22 protein-coding genes are annotated in these 18,924 nt (G+C 65.9%); all 22 read right to left on the reverse strand.

Features of this window, described 5'->3' with window-relative positions; translation table 11 throughout:
* Positions 1-4 precede the first annotated feature (4 nt).
* The 22 genes from rpsH to ABZ717_RS07055 all read right to left on the reverse strand — a co-directional run bounded on the left by rpsH (position 5) and on the right by ABZ717_RS07055 (position 18,923).
* The gene (gene rpsH / locus ABZ717_RS06950; RefSeq protein ID WP_067597865.1) at positions 5-403 is read right to left on the reverse strand and encodes a 30S ribosomal protein S8; all 399 of its coding nucleotides are present in this window, start codon (positions 401-403) and stop codon (positions 5-7) included.
* Between the two features lie 270 nt (positions 404-673).
* Positions 674-859, reverse strand: a complete 186-nt coding sequence (locus ABZ717_RS06955; protein WP_067597799.1) for a type Z 30S ribosomal protein S14 — start codon at positions 857-859, stop codon at positions 674-676.
* A gap of 10 nt (positions 860-869) precedes the next feature.
* The gene (gene rplE / locus ABZ717_RS06960; RefSeq protein WP_067597796.1) at positions 870-1,445 is read right to left on the reverse strand and encodes a 50S ribosomal protein L5; all 576 of its coding nucleotides are present in this window, start codon (positions 1,443-1,445) and stop codon (positions 870-872) included.
* On the reverse strand, positions 1,445-1,750 hold the full coding sequence (gene rplX / locus ABZ717_RS06965; RefSeq protein ID WP_358506778.1) for a 50S ribosomal protein L24: 306 nt from the start codon (positions 1,748-1,750) through the stop codon (positions 1,445-1,447). Before rplX ends, rplE begins: the two co-directional genes overlap by 1 nt.
* Positions 1,751-1,753: 3 nt before the next feature.
* The gene (gene rplN, locus ABZ717_RS06970; RefSeq protein WP_067597790.1) at positions 1,754-2,122 is read right to left on the reverse strand and encodes a 50S ribosomal protein L14; all 369 of its coding nucleotides are present in this window, start codon (positions 2,120-2,122) and stop codon (positions 1,754-1,756) included.
* Positions 2,123-2,226: 104 nt separating this feature from the next.
* Positions 2,227-2,499, reverse strand: coding sequence for a 30S ribosomal protein S17 (gene rpsQ, locus ABZ717_RS06975; RefSeq protein ID WP_304074789.1), 273 nt, complete (start codon positions 2,497-2,499; stop codon positions 2,227-2,229).
* On the reverse strand, positions 2,496-2,750 hold the full coding sequence (gene rpmC / locus ABZ717_RS06980; RefSeq protein ID WP_067597784.1) for a 50S ribosomal protein L29: 255 nt from the start codon (positions 2,748-2,750) through the stop codon (positions 2,496-2,498). The genes rpsQ and rpmC overlap by 4 nt, the downstream gene beginning before the upstream one ends.
* Positions 2,750-3,163 carry a 50S ribosomal protein L16 gene (rplP, locus tag ABZ717_RS06985; protein WP_067597781.1) on the reverse strand — a complete coding sequence of 138 codons (414 nt, stop codon included), beginning with the start codon at positions 3,161-3,163 and terminating at the stop codon, positions 2,750-2,752. The genes rpmC and rplP overlap by 1 nt, the downstream gene beginning before the upstream one ends.
* Before the next feature lie 3 nt (positions 3,164-3,166).
* Positions 3,167-3,955, reverse strand: coding sequence for a 30S ribosomal protein S3 (rpsC, locus tag ABZ717_RS06990; RefSeq protein WP_067597779.1), 789 nt, complete (start codon positions 3,953-3,955; stop codon positions 3,167-3,169).
* Positions 3,955-4,323 carry a 50S ribosomal protein L22 gene (gene rplV, locus ABZ717_RS06995; protein WP_067597776.1) on the reverse strand — a complete coding sequence of 123 codons (369 nt, stop codon included), beginning with the start codon at positions 4,321-4,323 and terminating at the stop codon, positions 3,955-3,957. The genes rpsC and rplV overlap by 1 nt, the downstream gene beginning before the upstream one ends.
* Positions 4,324-4,398: 75 nt before the next feature.
* Positions 4,399-4,677, reverse strand: a complete 279-nt coding sequence (gene rpsS, locus ABZ717_RS07000) for a 30S ribosomal protein S19 (RefSeq protein WP_067597773.1) — start codon at positions 4,675-4,677, stop codon at positions 4,399-4,401.
* 12 nt (positions 4,678-4,689) lie between these two features.
* The gene (rplB, locus tag ABZ717_RS07005) at positions 4,690-5,529 is read right to left on the reverse strand and encodes a 50S ribosomal protein L2 (RefSeq protein ID WP_358506782.1); all 840 of its coding nucleotides are present in this window, start codon (positions 5,527-5,529) and stop codon (positions 4,690-4,692) included.
* A 56-nt stretch (positions 5,530-5,585) separates the two neighbouring features.
* Complete coding sequence (rplW, locus tag ABZ717_RS07010; protein ID WP_067597766.1) at positions 5,586-5,876, reverse strand: 50S ribosomal protein L23; 291 nt, start codon at positions 5,874-5,876, stop codon at positions 5,586-5,588.
* Entirely contained in the window at positions 5,873-6,544 is a 672-nt protein-coding gene (gene rplD, locus ABZ717_RS07015; RefSeq protein ID WP_358506784.1) for a 50S ribosomal protein L4, read from the reverse strand. Before rplD ends, rplW begins: the two co-directional genes overlap by 4 nt.
* A gap of 3 nt (positions 6,545-6,547) precedes the next feature.
* Positions 6,548-7,198: a 50S ribosomal protein L3 gene (gene rplC, locus ABZ717_RS07020; RefSeq protein WP_358506786.1), complete on the reverse strand. Its 651-nt coding sequence runs from the start codon at positions 7,196-7,198 to the stop codon at positions 6,548-6,550.
* Between the two features lie 12 nt (positions 7,199-7,210).
* Positions 7,211-7,519, reverse strand: a complete 309-nt coding sequence (gene rpsJ / locus ABZ717_RS07025; RefSeq protein ID WP_014908366.1) for a 30S ribosomal protein S10 — start codon at positions 7,517-7,519, stop codon at positions 7,211-7,213.
* Positions 7,520-7,778: 259 nt separating this feature from the next.
* The gene (tuf, locus tag ABZ717_RS07030) at positions 7,779-8,972 is read right to left on the reverse strand and encodes an elongation factor Tu (protein WP_358506788.1); all 1,194 of its coding nucleotides are present in this window, start codon (positions 8,970-8,972) and stop codon (positions 7,779-7,781) included.
* An 83-nt stretch (positions 8,973-9,055) separates the two neighbouring features.
* Positions 9,056-11,167: an elongation factor G gene (gene fusA, locus ABZ717_RS07035; protein ID WP_358506790.1), complete on the reverse strand. Its 2,112-nt coding sequence runs from the start codon at positions 11,165-11,167 to the stop codon at positions 9,056-9,058.
* A 36-nt stretch (positions 11,168-11,203) separates the two neighbouring features.
* The gene (gene rpsG / locus ABZ717_RS07040) at positions 11,204-11,674 is read right to left on the reverse strand and encodes a 30S ribosomal protein S7 (protein WP_067597751.1); all 471 of its coding nucleotides are present in this window, start codon (positions 11,672-11,674) and stop codon (positions 11,204-11,206) included.
* A gap of 2 nt (positions 11,675-11,676) precedes the next feature.
* Positions 11,677-12,048 (reverse strand): 30S ribosomal protein S12, encoded by a 372-nt coding sequence (gene rpsL / locus ABZ717_RS07045; protein WP_014912437.1) that lies wholly within the window; start codon positions 12,046-12,048, stop codon positions 11,677-11,679.
* A 473-nt stretch (positions 12,049-12,521) separates the two neighbouring features.
* Complete coding sequence (locus ABZ717_RS07050; RefSeq protein WP_358506792.1) at positions 12,522-14,780, reverse strand: hypothetical protein; 2,259 nt, start codon at positions 14,778-14,780, stop codon at positions 12,522-12,524.
* A 264-nt stretch (positions 14,781-15,044) separates the two neighbouring features.
* Entirely contained in the window at positions 15,045-18,923 is a 3,879-nt protein-coding gene (locus ABZ717_RS07055; protein ID WP_358506794.1) for a DNA-directed RNA polymerase subunit beta', read from the reverse strand.
* Between the last annotated feature and the right edge of the window lies 1 nt (position 18,924).

Genomic DNA, 18,924 nt, shown 5'->3' on the forward strand with positions numbered 1-18,924 from the left:
CCTATTACCAGACGTAAGCGAGGACTTCGCCGCCCACGCCACGCTTCTTGGCCTGCTTGTCAGTCATCAGGCCGCCGGACGTCGAAATGATGGCCACACCGAGGCCACCCAGAACGCGAGGAAGGTTGTCCTTCTTCGCGTACACGCGGAGACCGGGCTTGGACACCCGGCGGATGCCCGCGATGGAGCGCTCACGCGTGGGGCCGTACTTCAGCTCCAGGACGAGGCTCTGGCCGACAGTGGCCTCCTCGGTCCGCCACCCCTGAATGAAGCCCTCATGCTGGAGGACCTCGGCGATGTGCGCCTTGATCTTGGAAAACGGCATCGTCACGGTGTCGTGGTAAGCCGAATTCGCGTTACGCAGACGAGTCAACATGTCTGCGATCGGGTCGGTCATTGTCATGGCCGACTGGCCCTTCCTCACCGCGGTTTCCGAGTGCGGGCCTTTCCCAGAGCCTGCCTTCCGCGAGGTTTCCCCCGTGAAGTGCACAAACGGACCTTCGGCGTGGTCGTGGGCACCGCTGTCCCCGTGGGACTGCCGTGCCCTGGTGAATGAATTTCGCTTCCCGTCGAACTCCGTCGTGGAGGACGACGGTTCCTGCGTCGAGCCACCGGGAAGGTGGCGTCTCCGGGGGCCGACCGCGCTCACGCGCTTGGTCGGCCCTGCCGGAAACTACCAGCTCGACTTGGTGATGCCGGGCAGCTCGCCCCGGTGCGCCATCTCGCGGAAGCAGATACGGCACAGGCCGAACTTCTTGAAGACGGCACGCGGGCGACCGCACCGCGAGCATCGAGTATACGCCCGAACGCCGAACTTCGGCTTCCGGTTCGCCTTTGCGATCAGGGACTTCTTAGCCATGGTTAACCCCTCAGGCTTCCTTGAACGGGAAACCGAGCCGCTTGAGCAGGCTGCGGCCCTGGTCGTCGATGGTGGCGGTGGTGACGACGGTGATGTCCATCCCACGCTGCCTGTCGACCTTGTCCGGGTTCACCTCGTGGAACATGACCTGCTCGGTCAGACCAAAGGTGTAGTTCCCGTTCCCGTCGAACTGCTTCGGGGAAAGGCCACGGAAGTCCCGGATACGGGGCAGGGCCAGGGAGAGCAGCCGGTCGAGGAACTCCCACATCCGGTCGCCGCGCAGCGTCACGCTGGCGCCGATCGGCTGACCCTCGCGCAGCTTGAACTGCGCGATGGAGTTCTTGGCCCGGTTGATCTTCGGCTTCTGCCCGGTGATCGCCGACAGGTCGGCGATCGCGCCTTGAATGAGCTTCGCGTCACGAGCCGCCTCGCCGACGCCCATGTTCACCACGATCTTCGTGAGACCGGGGATCTGCATGACGTTCTCGATGCCGAACTCGTCCTTGAGGCCCGCAACGATCTCGTTGCGGTACTTCTCCTTGAGCCGCGGCATCGGAGGGGCGGTGATGTCGTTGGTAACCGTCATCAGATGTCCTTACCGGTGCGGCGGGAGACGCGAACCTTGGTTCCGTCCTCCTCGAAGCGGTAGCCGACCCGGGTGGCCTTACCGTCCTCAGCGAGCGCAACGTTGCTCACGTGGATGGTGGCCTCCTTGGTGACGACCTCTCCCTGCTCGCCACCGGCGGGGTTGGCCTTCCTGTGCTTCTTGACCAGGTTGACGCCCTCGACGATGACACGGTCTTCCTTGGGAAGGGCCTTGACGACCTTCCCCGTGGCACCCTTGTCCTTGCCGGCGAGAACGATGACCTCGTCGCCAGATTTGATCTTCATCGCTTAGAGCACCTCCGGCGCCAGCGAAATGATGCGCATGTACTTCTTGTCACGCAGCTCACGGCCCACCGGGCCGAAGATGCGGGTGCCTCGCGGGTCCCCACCGTCCTTGATGAGCACGGCAGCGTTCTCATCGAAGCGGATGTAGGAGCCGTCGGGCCGGCGGCGCTCCTTGGCGGTGCGCACGATAACGGCCTTGACGACGTCGCCCTTCTTGACTCCAGCGCCAGGCAGGGCGTCCTTCACCGTGGCGACGATGGTGTCGCCCATCCCGGCGTAGCGCCGACCCGAGCCACCGAGAACACGGATGGTAAGGATCTCCTTGGCACCCGTGTTGTCGGCGACCTTGAGTCGCGACTCCTGCTGAATCACGTCTGCTCCTGATGTGATGCGTGCGGTCCACTGCCGCACGGCTAGGTGGTCTCACCCCTCGCGACGGCGGCCGACAACTGGTGTCGGCCGCCGACAGGCCGGGGTTACTTAGCCTTCTCCAGGATCTCCACGACGCGCCAACGCTTCGTCGCGGAGAGCGGCCGGGTCTCCATCATGAGGACCCGGTCACCGACGCCACAGGAGTTCGCCTCATCGTGGGCCTTGTACTTGGTCGTCCGACGGATGACCTTGCCGTACAGGGCGTGCGTGACGCGGTCCTCGACCTCGACGACGACGGTCTTATCCATCTTGTCGCTGACGACGAGGCCTTCACGCGTCTTGCGGTCGTTACGGGCCGCGGTCTGGTTCTCAGTCATTCGGCTGCTTCCTTCGTCTCCTCAGCCGACTCACCAGACAGCGGGACGATGCCCAGCTCGTGCTCGCGCATGACCGTGTAGATCCGCGCGATCTCGCGCTTGACCGTGCGAAGACGGCTGTGGTTGTCGAGCTGGCCGGTGGCGGCCTGGAAGCGGAGGTTGAAGAGCTCTTCCTTGGCTTCCTTGAGCTTGGTGACCAGGTCCTCGACGGACTGGTCGCGCAGCTCATGGGCAGTCACGGACTTCGCCATCACTCCCCCTCACGCTTAACAAACTTGCACTTCATCGGGAGCTTGTGCATCGCACGGCTCATGGCCTCCTTGGCCACCGCCTCGGGCACGCCCGACAGCTCGAACATCACGCGACCGGGCTTGACCGGCGCGACCCACCACTCGGGCGAACCCTTACCGGAGCCCATGCGGACCTCGGCGGGCTTCTTGGTCAGCGGACGGTCCGGGAAGATGTTGATCCACACCTTGCCGCCACGCTTGATGTGACGCGTCATGGCGATACGAGCGGACTCGATCTGACGGTTCGTCACGTAAGCGGACTCAAGAGCCTGGATACCGTACTCACCGAAGGTGACCCGGGTCCCGCCCTTGGCCTTGCCACGAAGGTCCGGGTGGTGCTGCTTGCGGTACTTGACCTTACGAGGAATAAGCACTTGTCAGCTCCCCTCGGTCTTCGGGGCCTCGGCGGAGGCGCCGGCCTTGGCTTCGGTCTGACCGCCACCCGCGGGGCCACCGCGACGGCGGCGCTGCGGACGCTCGCGGCGCTGACCGCCACCGGCGGTGCGCTGCGCGGCCTGAGCGGCCTCACGCTCGGCGCGGGTCACAGGGGCGTCGCCCTTGTAGATCCACACCTTCACACCGATGCGACCGAACGTCGTCCGGGCCTCGAAGAAGCCGTAGTCGATGTCGGCGCGAAGCGTGTGCAGCGGGACCCGACCCTCGCGGTAGAACTCCGAGCGGGACATCTCTGCCCCACCCAGACGACCACCACACTGGATACGGATGCCCTTGGCACCGCTCTTCATCGCGCTCTGCATGGCCTTGCGCATCGCGCGGCGGAACGCCACGCGGCTGCTCAGCTGCTCGGCGACGCCCTGGGCGACGAGCTGCGCGTCGATCTCCGGGTTCTTCACCTCGAAGACGTTCAGCTGCACCTGCTTGCCGGTCAGCTTCTCGAGGTCCGTACGGATCCGGTCGGCCTCCACGCCGCGGCGGCCGATGACGATGCCCGGCCGGGCGGTGTAGACGTCCACGCGGACACGGTCACGGGTGCGCTCGATCTCGACCTTGGAGATGCCCGCGCGCTCCATGCCACGGGTCAGCATCCGACGGATCGCGACGTCTTCCTTGACGTAGTCCTTGTAGGACTTGTCGGCGTACCAGCGACTCTTGAAGTCGGTGGTGATGCCGAGGCGGAACCCGTGCGGGTTGATCTTCTGCCCCACTATCGGGTCCTTTCCTTCGTCTTGGACGAGGCACGCGCGTCCTCGGCGACGACCACGGTGATGTGGCTCGTACGCTTGGTGACACGGAAGGCCCGGCCGAAGCCTCGCGGGCGAATACGCTTCAGGGTCGGACCTTCGTCCACCCAGACACGCTCGACCACCAGGTTCTCCCGGTCCAGCTTGTCGTTGTGCTCGGCGTTGGCGATGGCGCTGTCCAGCACCTTGCCAACGGGCTCACTCGCCGACTGGGGAGCGAACCGGAGCACCGCCTGCGCCTCGTCAGCGGGCAACCCGCGAATAAGGTCCGCCACCCGGCGAGCCTTGCGGGGCGTAACGCGGACGAACCGCGCCTGTGCCCTCGTTCCCATCGCTTTTCCCTCGCTCACGGAAAATATCTTCTCCACTCACCATGGAGAACATTGTTCTTACAACTGCTGCAACCGCTAACGGCGGCTACGGCGGTCGTCCTTGACGTGGCTACGGAAAGTACGCGTGGGAGCGAACTCACCGAGCTTGTGGCCGACCATCGACTCCGACACGAACACCGGAATGTGCTTGCGGCCGTCGTGGACGGCGATCGTGTGACCGATCATCTCCGGGACGATCATGGACCGCCGGGACCACGTCTTGATGACGTTCTTGGTCCCCTTTTCGTTCTGTGACTCCACCTTCTTGATGAGGTGGCCGTCCACGAAGGGGCCCTTCTTAAGGCTACGTGGCATCAGACGTGCTCCTTACCGCTTCTTCTTACCGCTACGCCGACGCCGCACGATCAGCTTGTCGCTGGCCTTGTTCTTGGCCCGGGTCCGGCCTTCCTTCTTGCCCCAGGGGCTGACCGGGTGACGACCACCGGAGGTCTTGCCCTCACCACCACCGTGCGGGTGGTCGACCGGGTTCATCACCACACCACGGACGGTCGGGCGCTTGCCCTTCCACCGCGAGCGGCCGGCCTTGCCCCAGCTGATGTTGGACTGCTCGGCGTTGCCGACCTGGCCGACCGTGGCGCGGCAGGAGATCTCCACCAGGCGCATCTCACCGGAGGGCATACGCAGCGTGGCGTAGCCGCCCTCCTTGGCCAGGAGCTGGATCTGCGATCCGGCGGAGCGGCCCAGCTTGGCACCGCCGCCCGGCTTCAGCTCGACCGCGTGCACGAACGTACCCGTGGGGATGTTGCGCAGCGGGAGGCAGTTGCCCGGCTTGATGTCGGACTGGGGGCCGTTCTCGACCTTGTCGCCCTGCGAGAGGCCGGCGGGCGCCAGGATGTAGCGCTTCTCACCGTCCACGTAGTGGAGCAGGGCGATGCGAGCGGTGCGGTTGGGGTCGTACTCGATGTGAGCGACCTTGGCCGGCACACCGTCCTTGTCGTGGCGACGGAAGTCGATCACGCGGTAGGCGCGCTTGTGACCGCCACCCTGGTGACGAGCGGTGATCCGGCCGTGGCCGTTACGACCGCCCTTGGAGTGAAGCGGACGGACCAGGGACTTCTCCGGCTCCGAACGCGTGATTTCGACGAAGTCGCTCACGCTGGAGCCGCGACGACCCGGCGTCGTCGGCTTGTACTTACGAATGCCCATCTTCTTCGCGCATTCCTTTACGTGTTACTTGATGTACAGCGGTCAGACCCGAAAGGTCACTGACCGAAGATGTCGATGCGGTCACCCTCGGCGAGGCTGACGATCGCGCGCTTCGTGTCAGGACGCTTCCCGAAACCGAAGCGGGTGCGCTTGCGCTTGCCCTTCCGGTTGATCGTGTTCACGCCGGTGACCTTCACTTCGAAGATCTTCTCGATCGCGATCTTGATCTGGGTCTTGTTGGCGTCCGGGCGAACGATGAACGTGTACTTGTTCTCGTCCATGAGCCCGTAGCTCTTCTCGGAGATCACCGGCTCGACGATGATGTCCCGGTGGTCGGCGATCCTCACTGGTCGTCCTCCTCGGACTCAGCGGCCTTCGAGGTACCGGCCGCGTGGGCCAGGAACTCGGCGTAGCCCGCCTCGGTGAAGACCACGTCGTCCGAGTACAGGACGTCGTAGGTGTTCACCTGGTCCGCGTCGAGGATGTGGACCTCTTCGAGGTTGCGCAGGGCGCGCCGGTTGTGCTCGTCCTCACGAGCCAGGACGACGAGGACCTTGTCGGACTCGGTGACCTGGCGCAGCGCCTTGAGGGCGGTCTGCGTGAGCTTGGTGTCCGCGTCATCGGCCACGAACCGGCCGACGACGTGGATGCGGCCGTGGTTGGCCCGGTCGGTGAGGGCACCACGCAGGGCGGCGGCCTTCATCTTCTTCGGGGTCCGCTGGCTGTAGTCACGCGGCTGGGGGCCGTGAACGACGCCACCACCGGTGTACTGCGGGGCGCGGATCGAACCCTGACGGGCGCGACCGGTTCCCTTCTGGCGGTAGGGCTTCTTGCCACCACCGCGGACCTCGCCGCGGGTCTTGGTGGCGTGCGTGCCCTGACGGCCTGCGGCCAGCTGGGCGTTCACGACCTGGTGCAGCAGCGGAATGCTGACCTGCTGGGCGAAGACGCTCTCGGGAAGCTCGACGCTGCCCTTGGAGCCGCCCTCAGGGTTCTTGACCTCGATCTGGGTCATGGCTTACTTGTCCCCCTTCACAGCGGTGCGGACGAGCACCAGACCGCCGTTGGGACCGGGCACCGCACCCTTGACCAGGATGAGGCCCTTCTCCGCGTCCACGGAGTGAACGGTCAGGTTCTGGACGGTCTTGCGCACGTTGCCCATGCGCCCGGCCATCCGCATGCCCTTGAAAACGCGGCCGGGCGTGGCGCAGCCGCCGATGGAGCCGGGCGAGCGGTGGGTGCGGTGCGTACCGTGTGAGGCCGAGAGGCCCGCGAAGCCGTGACGCTTCATCACACCGGCGAAGCCCTTACCCTTGCTCTTGCCCGTGACGTCGACCTTCTGGCCGATCTCGAACGTGGCCGCGTCGACTTCCTGGCCGAGCGTGTACTCGGAGGCGTCGGAGGTGCGGACCTCGACGTAGTGACGGCGCGGGGTCAGGTCGTGCGCGCGGAGGTAGTCGCCCAGGGGCTTGTTGACCTTGCGCGGGTTGATCTGCCCGTAGCCGAGCTGGATGGCGGAGTAACCATCGGTGTCCGGAGTCCGGATGCGGCTCACGACGCACGGACCGGCCTTCAGGACGGTCACGGGAACCATCTTGCCCGCGTCGTCGAAGACCTGGGTCATGCCGAGCTTTTCGCCCAGAACTCCCTTGATCTGCTTGGTGGCCATGTCAGTGCGTCCTTAAAGCTTGATCTCGATGTCAACGCCGGCCGGGAGGTCGAGTCGCATGAGCGAGTCGACCGTCTTCGGGGTCGGGTCGATGATGTCGATCAGCCGCTTGTGAGTGCGCATCTCGAAGTGCTCGCGCGAGTCCTTGTACTTGTGCGGCGATCGGATGACGCAGTAAACGTTCTTCTCCGTCGGCAGCGGCACCGGGCCCGCGACCTGTGCGCCAGTTCGCGTCACGGTCTCAACGATCTTCTTCGCCGAGCTGTCGATGACCTCGTGGTCATAGGCCTTTAGCCGAATGCGGATCTTTTGTCCCGCCATATGGCCTGTTCGTCCTTCGCTTCAGTGTCCGTAACGGTGAGCAGTTCCGGTCACAGAAGCCCAGGCCCGTCGGCGGAATCCGCCGGCTTCTTGGCCTTGAGCCCCTATTCCCTTGAGAAACCGCAACAGGGCTTGCCCCTGCGGTGCGTCACCGTCACAGAGCCCGATGACGTCTTGTCAATGTGGTGGGTGGGCCGCGTCTCCGCGGCCCACCCGCCACGTCGGGGTGGTTCCGGTTGGGACCACCCCGGCGTGTGTACTAGCTGAGGATCTTGGTGACGCGACCCGCGCCCACGGTCCGGCCACCCTCACGGATGGCGAACTTCAGGCCCTCTTCCATGGCGACCGGCTGGATGAGCTGGACCGTCATACCGGTGTTGTCACCGGGCATGACCATCTCGGTGCCCTCCGGCAGCGTCACGACGCCGGTGACGTCGGTGGTGCGGAAGTAGAACTGCGGGCGGTAGTTGTTGAAGAACGGCGTGTGGCGGCCACCCTCGTCCTTGGACAGGATGACGACCTGACCCTCGAACTGCGTGTGCGGGGTGGTCGTGCCGGGCTTGATGACGACCTGGCCACGCTCGACGTCCTCGCGCTTGATGCCGCGCAGGAGCAGACCGACGTTGTCACCGGCCTGGCCCTGGTCGAGCAGCTTGCGGAACATCTCAACACCGGTGACGGTGGTGGTCTGCTTGTCTTCCTTGATGCCGACGATGTCGACGGTCTCGTTCACGTTGACGATACCGCGCTCGATACGACCGGTGACGACGGTGCCGCGACCGGTGATCGAGAAGACGTCCTCGATCGGCATGAGGAAGGGCTTCTCGGTGTCACGCTGGGGCTCGGGGATGTGGGAGTCCACGGTGCCCATGAGCTCCAGGATGGCCTGGCCCCACGTGGCGTCGCCCTCAAGCGCCTTCAGAGCGGAGACCTTGGTGACGGGGGTGTCGTCACCGGGGAACTCGTACTCGCTGAGCAGCTCACGGACCTCGAGCTCGACGAGCTCGAAGATCTCCTCGTCGTCCACCATGTCGGACTTGTTCAGGGCGACGACGATGGCCGGGACACCGACCTGGCGGGCCAGGAGCACGTGCTCCTTGGTCTGCGGCATCGGGCCGTCGGTGGCGGCGACGACCAGGATCGCGCCGTCCATCTGGGCCGCACCCGTGATCATGTTCTTCACGTAGTCGGCGTGACCGGGGCAGTCGACGTGGGCGTAGTGACGCGCCTCGGTCTGGTACTCGACGTGAGACACGGAGATGGTGATACCGCGCTCGCGCTCCTCGGGAGCGTTGTCGATGTCCGCGAACGGAGTGAACGGGTTCAGCTCCGGGTACGCGTCGTGCAGCACCTTGGTGATGGCCGCGGTCAGCGTGGTCTTGCCGTGGTCAATGTGACCGATGGTGCCGATGTTGACGTGCGGCTTGGTCCGCTCGAACTTTTCCTTCGCCACTGGAAGTCTCCTAGACGTACAGATCTATCTGACTGTGGTCCAACCCCGCGGGCACGGGGAACAGCCGGGTTAGTTGTTCGCGACTACTCGCCGCGAACCTTCGCCACGATTTCCGTGGCGACAGCGGACGGAACCTCCGCGTAGGAGTCGAACACCATCGAGTAGTTGGCTCGACCCTGCGTGCGGCTACGAAGGTCACCCACGTAGCCGAACATTTCCGAGAGGGGCACGAGGGACTTGACCAGTCGGACACCGGAACGCTCGTCCATGGACTGAATCTGTCCACGGCGAGAGTTCAGGTCGCCGACCACGTCGCCCATGTACTCCTCAGGAGTGGTGACCTCAACGGCCATGACCGGCTCCAGGAGAGCCGGCTTCGCCAGCCGGACGGCCTCCTTGAAGGCCATCGAACCGGCGGTCTTGAACGCCATCTCCGAGGAGTCGACGTCGTGGTACTGACCATCGGTCAGCGACACCTTGATGCCGACGAGCGGGTAGTGCGCGAGAACGCCCAGCTCAGCGGCCTCCTGGCAGCCGGCGTCGACCGAGGGGATGTACTCCCGCGGGATACGGCCACCGGTGACGGAGTTGACGAACTCGTAGCCGGAGGCGACACCGTCCTCGGACAGCAGCGGCTCAAGGTCGATCTTGACCTTGGCGAACTGGCCCGAACCACCCGTCTGCTTCTTGTGGGTGTAGACGTGACCTTCGACCTTCTTGCGAATGGTCTCGCGGTAGGCCACCTGGGGCTTACCGATGTTGGCCTCGACCTTGAACTCGTCACGCATGCGGTTGACCAGCACCTCAAGGTGCAGCTCGCCCATGCCGGAGATCACGGTCTGACCGGTCTGGTCGTCCGTGGCCACCTGGAAGGAGGGGTCCTCCTCGGCCAGGCGCTGGATCGCGATGCCCAGCTTCTCCTGGTCGCTCTTGGTCTTCGGCTCGATGGCCACCTCGATGACCGGAGCCGGGAAGGTCATGGACTCCAGGACGATGGGCGACGCCTGGTCGCACAACGTCTCACCGGTGGTGGTGTCCTTCAGACCCATGACGGCGACGATGTCGCCGGCACCGGCGCTGGGGATCTCCTCGCGCTTGTTGGAGTGCATCCGGTAGACCTTGCCGATGCGCTCCTTGCGGCCCTTGATGCTGTTCAGCACCTGGGTACCGGCCTGGAGGACACCGGAGTAGATCCGCACGTAGGAGAGCTTGCCCAGGTGGGGGTCGCTGACGACCTTGAAGGCCAGGGCGGAGAACGGCTCGTCCACGCTCGGCTTGCGCTGGAGCTTGGTCTCCTCGGTCTCGTCCTTGGGGTCGTGGCCCTCGATGGCCTCGACGTCCATGGGCGAGGGGAGGTAGGCGATGACCGCGTCGAGCAGGGGCTGCACGCCCTTGTTCTTGAACGCGGTGCCGCAGACCACGGGCACGGCGGTGCCGGCGATGGTGGCACGACGGATCGCGGTGACGAGCTGCTCCTCGGTGGGCTCCTGGCCCTCGAGGTACATCTCCATGATCTCGTCGTCGGCGTCGGCCAGCGTCTCGATGAAGGACTCGCGAGCCTCGCGAGCGGCCTCGACGTGGGTGTCCGGGATGTCGACGGTGTCGTACATCTCGCCCAGCGGCGTCTCGGCGCTCCAGAGGTAGGCCTTCATCTTCACGAGGTCGATGACGCCCTGGAAGTCGCTCTCCGCACCGATGTTCAGCTGGATCGGCATGGCGTTCGCGCCGAGGCGCTCACGGAACATGTCGACACAACGCTGGAACTCGGCCCCGATCTTGTCCATCTTGTTGACGAAGCAGATACGGGGAACGCCGTAGCGGTCGGCCTGACGCCAGACCTGCTCCGACTGGGGCTCGACGCCTTCCTTGGCGTCGAACACCGCGACGGCACCGTCGAGCACACGCAGCGACCGCTCGACCTCGACCGTGAAGTCGACGTGGCCGGGCGTGTCGATGATGTTGATGGTGGTGTCGTTCCACTGGGTGGTGATCGCAGCCGAGGTAATGGTGATACCCCGCTCCTGCTCTTCCTTCATCCAGTCCATCGTCGAGGCGCCATCGTGCGTCTCGCCGAGCTTGTGGTTGACACCGGTGTAGTAGAGGATCCGCTCGGTCGTCGTCGTCTTGCCCGCGTCGATGTGGGCCATGATGCCGATATTGCGGACCTTCTCAAGGTCTAGCAATGTCTTAGCCATGAGGCTCGTCCTTCGGTCTGTTCAGGTCCAGCCGCTTTACCAGCGGTAGTGGGCGAAGGCCTTGTTCGACTCGGCCATCTTGTGCGTGTCCTCACGCTTCTTGACGGCCGCACCGAGACCGTTGCTGGCGTCGACGAGCTCGTTCATCAGACGCTCGGTCATGCTCTTCTCACGACGCTGACGCGAGTAGGAGACCAGCCAGCGCAGGGCCAGCGTGGTGGACCGGGAGGCGCGAACCTCGACCGGAACCTGGTAGGTCGCGCCACCGACACGGCGGCTGCGGACCTCAAGCGCGGGCTTGACGTTGTCCAGAGCTCGCTTCAGAACGACGAGCGGGTCCTGACCGGTCTTCTCACGAGCGCCCTCGAGGGCGTCGTAGACGACGCTCTGAGCGATGGAGCGCTTACCGTCGAGCAGCACCTTGTTGATCAGTGCGGTGACGAGCGGCGAGCCGTAAACCGGGTCGGTGATGAGCTGGCGCTTCGGCGCCGGGCCCTTGCGCGGCATGCTTACTTCTCCTTCTTGGCGCCGTAGTGACTACGGGCCTGCTTGCGGCCCCGGACACCCTGGGTGTCGAGCGAACCGCGGACAATTCGGTAGCGGACACCCGGCAGGTCCTTCACACGACCACCGCGAACAAGCACGATGCTGTGTTCCTGAAGGTTGTGACCAATGCCGGGGATGTAGGCCGTGACCTCGATGCCGCTGCTCAGCTTGACGCGAGCGACCTTACGCAGAGCGGAGTTCGGCTTCTTGGGCGTAGTGGTGTAGACACGCGTGCACACACCACGACGCTGCGGACTCCCCTTCAGCGCCGGGGTCTTGTTCTTTGCGACCTTGTCCTGTCGGCCCTTGCGGACCAGCTGCTGGATGGTGGGCACCGCGTCTCCGTCTTCCTCGTGACCTACGCCGGTTCTCGTAGCCGATATCGCTATTGACCTGCTGAATTTCCCGAAACTCCCCGACCCCCGCAGTCGGGCGTGTCGACCTCGTTCCCGAACACGGGAACGGAAGCACACCCGGCCATGAGGCCGATTCGCAGGAGAGGGGTTCACATGCGCCGCGCGCCTCGTATCCGTCCCGTAAAAGGACTGGGGGCACCGCGCACATGTGTGACCCGTCGACTCACGGGCACAATCACACAGGCTACCGCTACCAGACCAGGCGGTCAAAACGGTGTGCGAGTTAGCGAGAACAAACGGAACCGGTTCTCGCGTAGCCGTGGGTCACCCCTAGTCTACGCGCTCTCCGACTCGTTTCGCCCCAGGTTTCCCCTGGAATGTGGCTGGAGGGCCCTCACAAGAGAACGGCCGCTTCCGGAGGGCCCATTCTCCCCCCGAAAGCGGCCGTCTGGCTACAGAATCACCAAGATCGCGACGGAGATCACCGTCACCACGATGCCGGCCACCGCGAATACGGTGCCGGTCGTGATCAGACCGAGTCCATCGAGGGTCCCCCGCGACCCCCGGATCTCCTTCTTGGCCCTGGGTCCCGTGACGAACAACGCGAGGATCGCGGTGATCACACCGAGGAACGGGATCAGCGAGGCGACGCCCAGCCACAGGGTCCGCATCGCACCCGGATCGGTGTCGGCCAGGAAGTCGACGCTGTCGTAACCGGGATAGGAGTCGCCGGCCTCTCCCCCGAGGGGGCGGTCCTCGAAGCCCGGGAAGTCCTCAACGATCCGGTCACGGCGGCGACGGCTCGACCTCGGACGTTCGGTCATCCCGTAGTCGGCGGGGGTGAAGCCGTCCTCGTACTCGGGATCCCCCTCTTCGGCGACCTGTTCCTCCGCGGCCTCGTACCGGGGCTCCGGGCCGTCGTCCGGAGCGTCGCTCCAGGCGTCGGCGGGGCCCTGCGGGTGGGACCCGAAGGGTGACGCCAGGTCGGAGGGGAGCCCGGCCACGGGCGGGGTGGGGCGGTCGTCGAAACCGAGCTCGTCCCGAACCCGATCGTCGTAACCCTGGTCACCGTAGGCGCGGTCCTCGTAGGCCTGCTCCTGGTAGGCCCGGTCGCCGAAGCCCTGCTCCGGGTACCCCGGCTCCCGATGGCCCTGGTCGATGTACCCCTGGTCCGCGTATCCACGGTCGTAGTAGGCCGGTTCGTCGTAGCCGCCGATGTTCCTGTCACCGCCCGCGGGCGCCTCCGGAGCACGGTCGATCGAACGCGCGCCGGCCGTCCCGTAGTCGTCGAGGCCACGACCGTCGAACCCGAGTTCGTCGTGGGGCATCGCGGGTCCGGTGCCGGTCCCGTACCCCAACGGTTCCTCGTCGTAGGCGGGTGAGCCGAACATCCGGGTGGCGTTGTCGGCGCCCCTGCTCCAGGAGGGTTCCTCGACCGGGTCCGGGCCGTATCCCCCCGGTTCCTCGGTCTCCCTGGCCTTGGCCCGCGACTGCATGTTCGCGATCGCGGCGAGCGGGTCCTCGGATGAGGGCACCGCCGCGGACAGTGCTCCGGTATCGGGGCCGTTGTCCCCTTCGGTACCGACCTCGTCCAGACCGGTGGGCTCGAATCCGCTCTCGCCACGACGACGCCGCTCGGCGTCCCGGACCACGTCCGGCAACCGCGGGTCGTCGCGGTCGAACGCCCAGGTGTTGCCACTGCCGGTGCCCAGACCCCCGTCGTCTGCGGGCATCGAGTACCTGGAAGGGGCGGAGAGCTCGTCGTAGGGCTCCGTGTACCTTTCGCCGGGCCGCTCCGCCTCCTCGACCGGGAACGCCTCGTGGCGGCGATCCTCCAGGTAGGAGGGAGCGGGGTCGTGCCAACGCTCCGGCTCGGACCCGGCCCAGGGCTCGGCCGCACCGGTGCTCCCTCGATCCGGCACGGGGCTCGGGCCCGGGGTCCAATCGTCCAGACCATCGGTGTCGTACCGGGGCACCGGGTTCTCCGCGGCAGCGGTGTCGGCCGCCCACACGTCCGCGGACCGCGCACCGGGGGTCGCCTCATTCGCCCAGGAGTCCTGGGCGGCAACGGGACCGTTCTCCTCCGATTCCTCGGGCGGCAACGGGACCTGCGCGCTGGCGGCGATGCCCGGATAGCCTCCGGTCCGGCTCTCGCCCTCCTCCGGCTCCCAAGCGGGCTCACGCTCGAACTCACGCTCGGGCTCGACGCCCCACGACGGTTCCGCTCCGGGAGGGACCTCGGAGGACACGTTCTCCGAGGGGGAGACCGTGTTCTCGTCGTGCCGGGGCCACCGCGGCTCGGCGGGGTCCCGGGGTTCGGTGGACGGCTCCCAGGACGGCACTCGCGAAGCCGAGGCTCCGGCCGGGATCTCCCCGGTCGGGGCACCCCACTCGGGGTGCGTGTTCGGCACCGAGGGCTCGACCGGCGTCGAGGACGTGTTCGGAGACTCCCAGGCGGGCGGACGCTCACCCGGGATACGTGTCACCGGTTGATAGGCACCACTACCCGCACCCGGGTAGGAGATGCCGGGCGGCCCCTGGGGCTCGGGGCTTACCGCGGGGGGTGTGGGCGGAGCGCCCAGCGCGTCAGGGTAGGGCTCCACCAGGGCCGGACGCGACGTGCTCAGCCCCGAGTACCCGCCGCTGTCGGGAAAGACCGCGGCCGCTTCATTCGGGGCGTCGCCCTCGGGCTCCGCCCCTTCATTGTCCATGGGGTCCTGGTAATCGGACTGTGTTCGGAAACGGTTCTCACTGGGCTTGAACCAGGAGTCCGCGTCCTCTCCGGACGACCGGTTCCCCGGCTCTCCGCCCCCGTTATCGTTCACTTGCCTGCTCTCCCGCCGGCGCCGTGGCGCCCTCTCCCCGTCAACACAGCGGTGTGTCGACCCACAACGACGAAACGGCGGCGGAGCCACCCCCCGTGATGGGGGTGGCCGACCGCCGCCGTCAGCTCAGCCAACGTTCAGTTCGGCTGCTTACCGGTTGTACGGCCCGAAGTCGTACTCCTCCAGCGGCACGGCCTCTCCCGAACCCTGCCCGAAGGTGTACTCACTCGGCTCCTCGTAGCCGGACACCGAGTACATCGAGGCCTTGGCCTCCTCGGTCGGCTCGACCCGAATGTTCCGGTACTGCGGAATGCCCGTACCGGCCGGGATGAGCTTACCGATGATCACGTTCTCCTTGAGGCCGAGCAGTGGGTCGCTCTTGCCGTGGATCGCGTTCTCGGTGAGCACCCGGGTGGTCTCCTGGAAGGAGGCCGCGGACAGCCAGGACTCCGTGGCCAGCGAGGCCTTGGTGATCCCCAGCAGGACCGGACGCCCGGCGGCGGGCTGGCCGCCCTCGGACACCACGCGCCGGTTGATGCGCTCGAACTTGGGCCGCTCGACCATCTCACCGGGCAGCAGCTCGGTGTCGCCGGACTCCAGGATGTTCACTCGCTTGAGCATCTGGCGAACGATGATCTCGATGTGCTTGTCGTGGATGGACACACCCTGCGACTTGTACACCTCCTGGACCTCCGACACGAGGTGCTGCTGCACCGCGCGCGGGCCCTGGATGCGAAGCACCTCGTGCGGGTTGATCGCACCCTGGATGAGCTGCTGACCGACCTTGACGTGGTCTTCGTCGGTCACCAGGAGCTGGGCACGCATCGGGACCGGGTAAGCGATCTCGTCGGTGCCGTCGTCCGGGATGACGACGATCTTGCGGCTCTTCTCGGTGTCATCGATCCGGATCCGGCCCTCCATCTCGGAGATCGGGGCCACACCCTTGGGGATGCGGGCCTCGAAGAGCTCCTGGACACGGGGCAGACCGTGGGTGATGTCCAGACCGGCCGAACCACCCATGTGGAAGGTACGCATGGTCAGCTGGGTACCGGGCTCACCGATGGACTGTGCAGCGATGATACCGATCGCCTCACCGACGTCCACCGGCTTGCCGGTCGCCATGGAGCGGCCGTAGCAGGTGGTGCAGACGCCGATCTTCGCCTCACAGGTCAGCGACGAGCGGATGCGCACCCGGGTGACCCCGGCGGCGACCAGCTTGTCGATGTTCTGCTCGGAGGTGTCGGACAGGGCGGGCAGCACCACGTTGCCGTCGGCGTCCAGCACGTCCTCGGCGAGGGTACGGCCGAAACCGGTGTTCTCGACGTTGTGCTTACGACCGACGACGCCGGCGGCGTTCTTCTCACCGATCTCGTGCCACAGGGAACGGTCGGTGTTGCAGTCCACCTCACGGACGATGACGTCCTGGGCGACGTCCACCAGACGACGGGTCAGGTAACCCGAGTCGGCGGTACGCAGCGCGGTGTCGGCCAGACCCTTGCGCTGACCGTGCGTGGAGATGAAGTACTCCAGAACGGACAGGCCCTCACGGTAGGAGGACTTGATCGGACGCGGGATCGTCTCACCCTTGGTGTTGGAGACCAGACCACGGATACCGGCGATCTGGCGCACCTGCATCGGGTTACCACGCGCACCGGACTGGACCATCATCCACACCGGGTTGTCGGCGGGGAAGTTGTCCTCCATGTTCTTGGCGACCTCGGCGGTCGCCTCGGTCCACAGCTCCGTGAGCTCCTTGCGGCGCTCATCGTCGGTGATCAGACCACGGTCGTACTCGCGCTGCAGCTTGTCGGCCTTGCCGTCGTACCGGGCGAGGATCTCGCCCTTCTGCGGCGGCGCGACGACGTCCTCGATGCCGATGGTCAGACCGGACCGGGTGGCCCAGCGGTAACCGGCGTCCTTGAGGGCGTCCAGGGTCGTGGCGACCTGGACCTTCGGGTAGTTCTCGGCGAGGTCGTTGACCAGCGTCGAGACCTGCTTCTTGCCCACCTGGAAGTTGACGTACGGGTAGTCGACCGGAGTGGCCTCGTTGAAGAGGTACCGACCCAGGGTCGTCTCCAGCACGTACACGTCGCCCTGTTCCCAGCCCTCGGGCGGGGTCCAGTCCTTGGGCGCGGGAGCTCCGTCCGCGATCCGCAGGCGGATCTTCGCCTGCAGGTCGAGGTGGCCCAGGTCGAAGGCCATGATGGCCTCCGACGGCGAGCGGAACGCACGGCCCTCGCCCGCGGCGCCGGCCCTCTCCGTCGTCAGGTAGTACAGACCGATGATCATGTCCTGGGTGGGCATGGTCACGGGCTTGCCGTCGGACGGCTTGAGGATGTTGTTGGTGGCCAGCATCAGCAGCCGCGCCTCGGCCTGGGCCTCGGCGGACAGCGGCAGGTGCACGGCCATCTGGTCACCGTCGAAGTCCGCGTTGAACGCGGTGCACACGAGCGGGTGGATCTGGATGGCCTTGCCCTCGACCAGCTGCGGCTCGAAGGCCTGGATGCCCAGGCGGTGCAGCGTCGGGGCACGGTTGAGCAGAACCGGGTGCTCGGTGATGACCTCTTCGAGGACGTCCCAAACGACCGGGCGGGACCGCTCGACCATGCGCTTGGCGCTCTTGATGTTCTGCGCGTGGTTCAGGTCGACCAGACGCTTCATCACGAACGGCTTGAACAGCTCCAGGGCCATCTGCTTGGGCAGACCGCACTGGTGCAGCTTCAGCTGCGGGCCGACGACGATGACCGAACGGCCGGAGTAGTCGACTCGCTTACCGAGCAGGTTCTGACGGAACCGACCCTGCTTACCCTTCAGCATGTCGGACAGCGACTTGAGCGGACGGTTACCGGGACCGGTGACCGGGCGCCCACGGCGGCCGTTGTCGAACAGCGCGTCGACGGCCTCCTGGAGCATCCGCTTCTCGTTGTTGACGATGATCTCGGGCGCGCCCAGGTCCAGAAGCCGCTTGAGTCGGTTGTTCCGGTTGATGACACGGCGGTACAGGTCGTTGAGGTCGGAGGTCGCGAAGCGGCCACCGTCCAGCTGCACCATCGGACGCAGGTCCGGCGGGATGACCGGGATGCAGTCCAGCACCATGCCCATGGGGCTGTTGGTGGTGTTGAGGAACGCCGAGACGACCTTGAGCCGCTTCAGGGCACGGGCCTTCTTCTGACCCTTGCCGGTACGGATGGTCTCCCGGAGCTTCTCGGCCTCCTCGTCCAGCTCGAAGTTGGACAGGCGGTCCTGGATGGCCTGAGCGCCCATGCCACCACGGAAGTACTTCCCGAAGCGGTCCCGCATCTCGCGGTAGAGCATCTCGTCGCCCTCGAGGTCCTGGACCTTGAGGTTCTTGAACCGGTTCCAGACCTCGTCGAGGCGGTCGATCTCACGCTGAGCGCGGTCGCGCAGCTGGCGCATCTCACGCTCGGCGCCCTCGCGCACCTTGCGGCGCGCGTCGCCCTTGGCACCCTGCTCTTCGAGCTCGGCCAGGTCGGTCTCCAGCTTGCGGTGACGCTCCTCCAGGGTGGAGTCGCGACGCTGCTCCAGGTGCTGCTTCTCGACCGAGATCCGAGCCTCTAGCGACTGCAGGTCGCGCTCACGGCCCTCGGTGTCCACCCACGTGACCATGTAGGCGGCGAAGTAGATGATCTTCTCGAGATCCTTCGGCGCCAGGTCCAGCAGGTAGCCCAGGCGAGAGGGCACACCCTTGAAGTACCAGATGTGCGTGACGGGAGCGGCCAGCTCGATGTGGCCCATCCGCTCACGGCGCACCTTGGCGCGGGTCACCTCGACGCCGCAGCGCTCACAGATGATGCCCTTGAAGCGGACACGCTTGTACTTACCGCAGTAGCACTCCCAGTCCCGGGTCGGACCGAAGATCTTCTCGCAGAAGAGTCCGTCCTTCTCGGGCTTGAGGGTCCGGTAGTTGATGGTTTCGGGCTTCTTGACCTCGCCGTGCGACCACTGGCGGATGTCCTCGGCCGTCGCGAGACCGATGCGCAGCTCGTCGAAGAAGTTGACGTCGAGCACT

The sequence above is a fragment of the Nocardiopsis sp. NPDC006832 genome, assembly GCF_040635885.1.
Lineage (GTDB): Bacteria > Actinomycetota > Actinomycetes > Streptosporangiales > Streptosporangiaceae > Nocardiopsis.

Bases quoted from the DNA above. Each gene is read 5' to 3' on its own strand.
- rpsJ (WP_014908366.1), bottom strand. From the start codon at position 7,519: ATGGCGGGACAAAAGATCCGCATTCGGCTAAAGGCCTATGACCACGAG.
- rplE (WP_067597796.1), bottom strand. From the start codon at position 1,445: ATGACGGTTACCAACGACATCACCGCCCCTCCGATGCCGCGGCTCAAG.
- rplX (WP_358506778.1), bottom strand. From the start codon at position 1,750: ATGAAGATCAAATCTGGCGACGAGGTCATCGTTCTCGCCGGCAAGGAC.
- rpsG (WP_067597751.1), bottom strand. From the start codon at position 11,674: ATGCCGCGCAAGGGCCCGGCGCCGAAGCGCCAGCTCATCACCGACCCG.
- rpsS (WP_067597773.1), bottom strand. From the start codon at position 4,677: ATGCCACGTAGCCTTAAGAAGGGCCCCTTCGTGGACGGCCACCTCATC.
- rpsH (WP_067597865.1), bottom strand. From the start codon at position 403: ATGACAATGACCGACCCGATCGCAGACATGTTGACTCGTCTGCGTAAC.
- rplD (WP_358506784.1), bottom strand. From the start codon at position 6,544: ATGACCCAGATCGAGGTCAAGAACCCTGAGGGCGGCTCCAAGGGCAGC.
- ABZ717_RS07050 (WP_358506792.1), bottom strand. From the start codon at position 14,780: ATGGACAATGAAGGGGCGGAGCCCGAGGGCGACGCCCCGAATGAAGCG.
- rplB (WP_358506782.1), bottom strand. From the start codon at position 5,529: ATGGGCATTCGTAAGTACAAGCCGACGACGCCGGGTCGTCGCGGCTCC.
- ABZ717_RS06955 (WP_067597799.1), bottom strand. From the start codon at position 859: ATGGCTAAGAAGTCCCTGATCGCAAAGGCGAACCGGAAGCCGAAGTTC.
- rplC (WP_358506786.1), bottom strand. From the start codon at position 7,198: ATGGCCACCAAGCAGATCAAGGGAGTTCTGGGCGAAAAGCTCGGCATG.
- rpsQ (WP_304074789.1), bottom strand. From the start codon at position 2,499: ATGACTGAGAACCAGACCGCGGCCCGTAACGACCGCAAGACGCGTGAA.
- rpmC (WP_067597784.1), bottom strand. From the start codon at position 2,750: ATGGCGAAGTCCGTGACTGCCCATGAGCTGCGCGACCAGTCCGTCGAG.
- fusA (WP_358506790.1), bottom strand. From the start codon at position 11,167: ATGGCTAAGACATTGCTAGACCTTGAGAAGGTCCGCAATATCGGCATC.
- rplV (WP_067597776.1), bottom strand. From the start codon at position 4,323: ATGGGAACGAGGGCACAGGCGCGGTTCGTCCGCGTTACGCCCCGCAAG.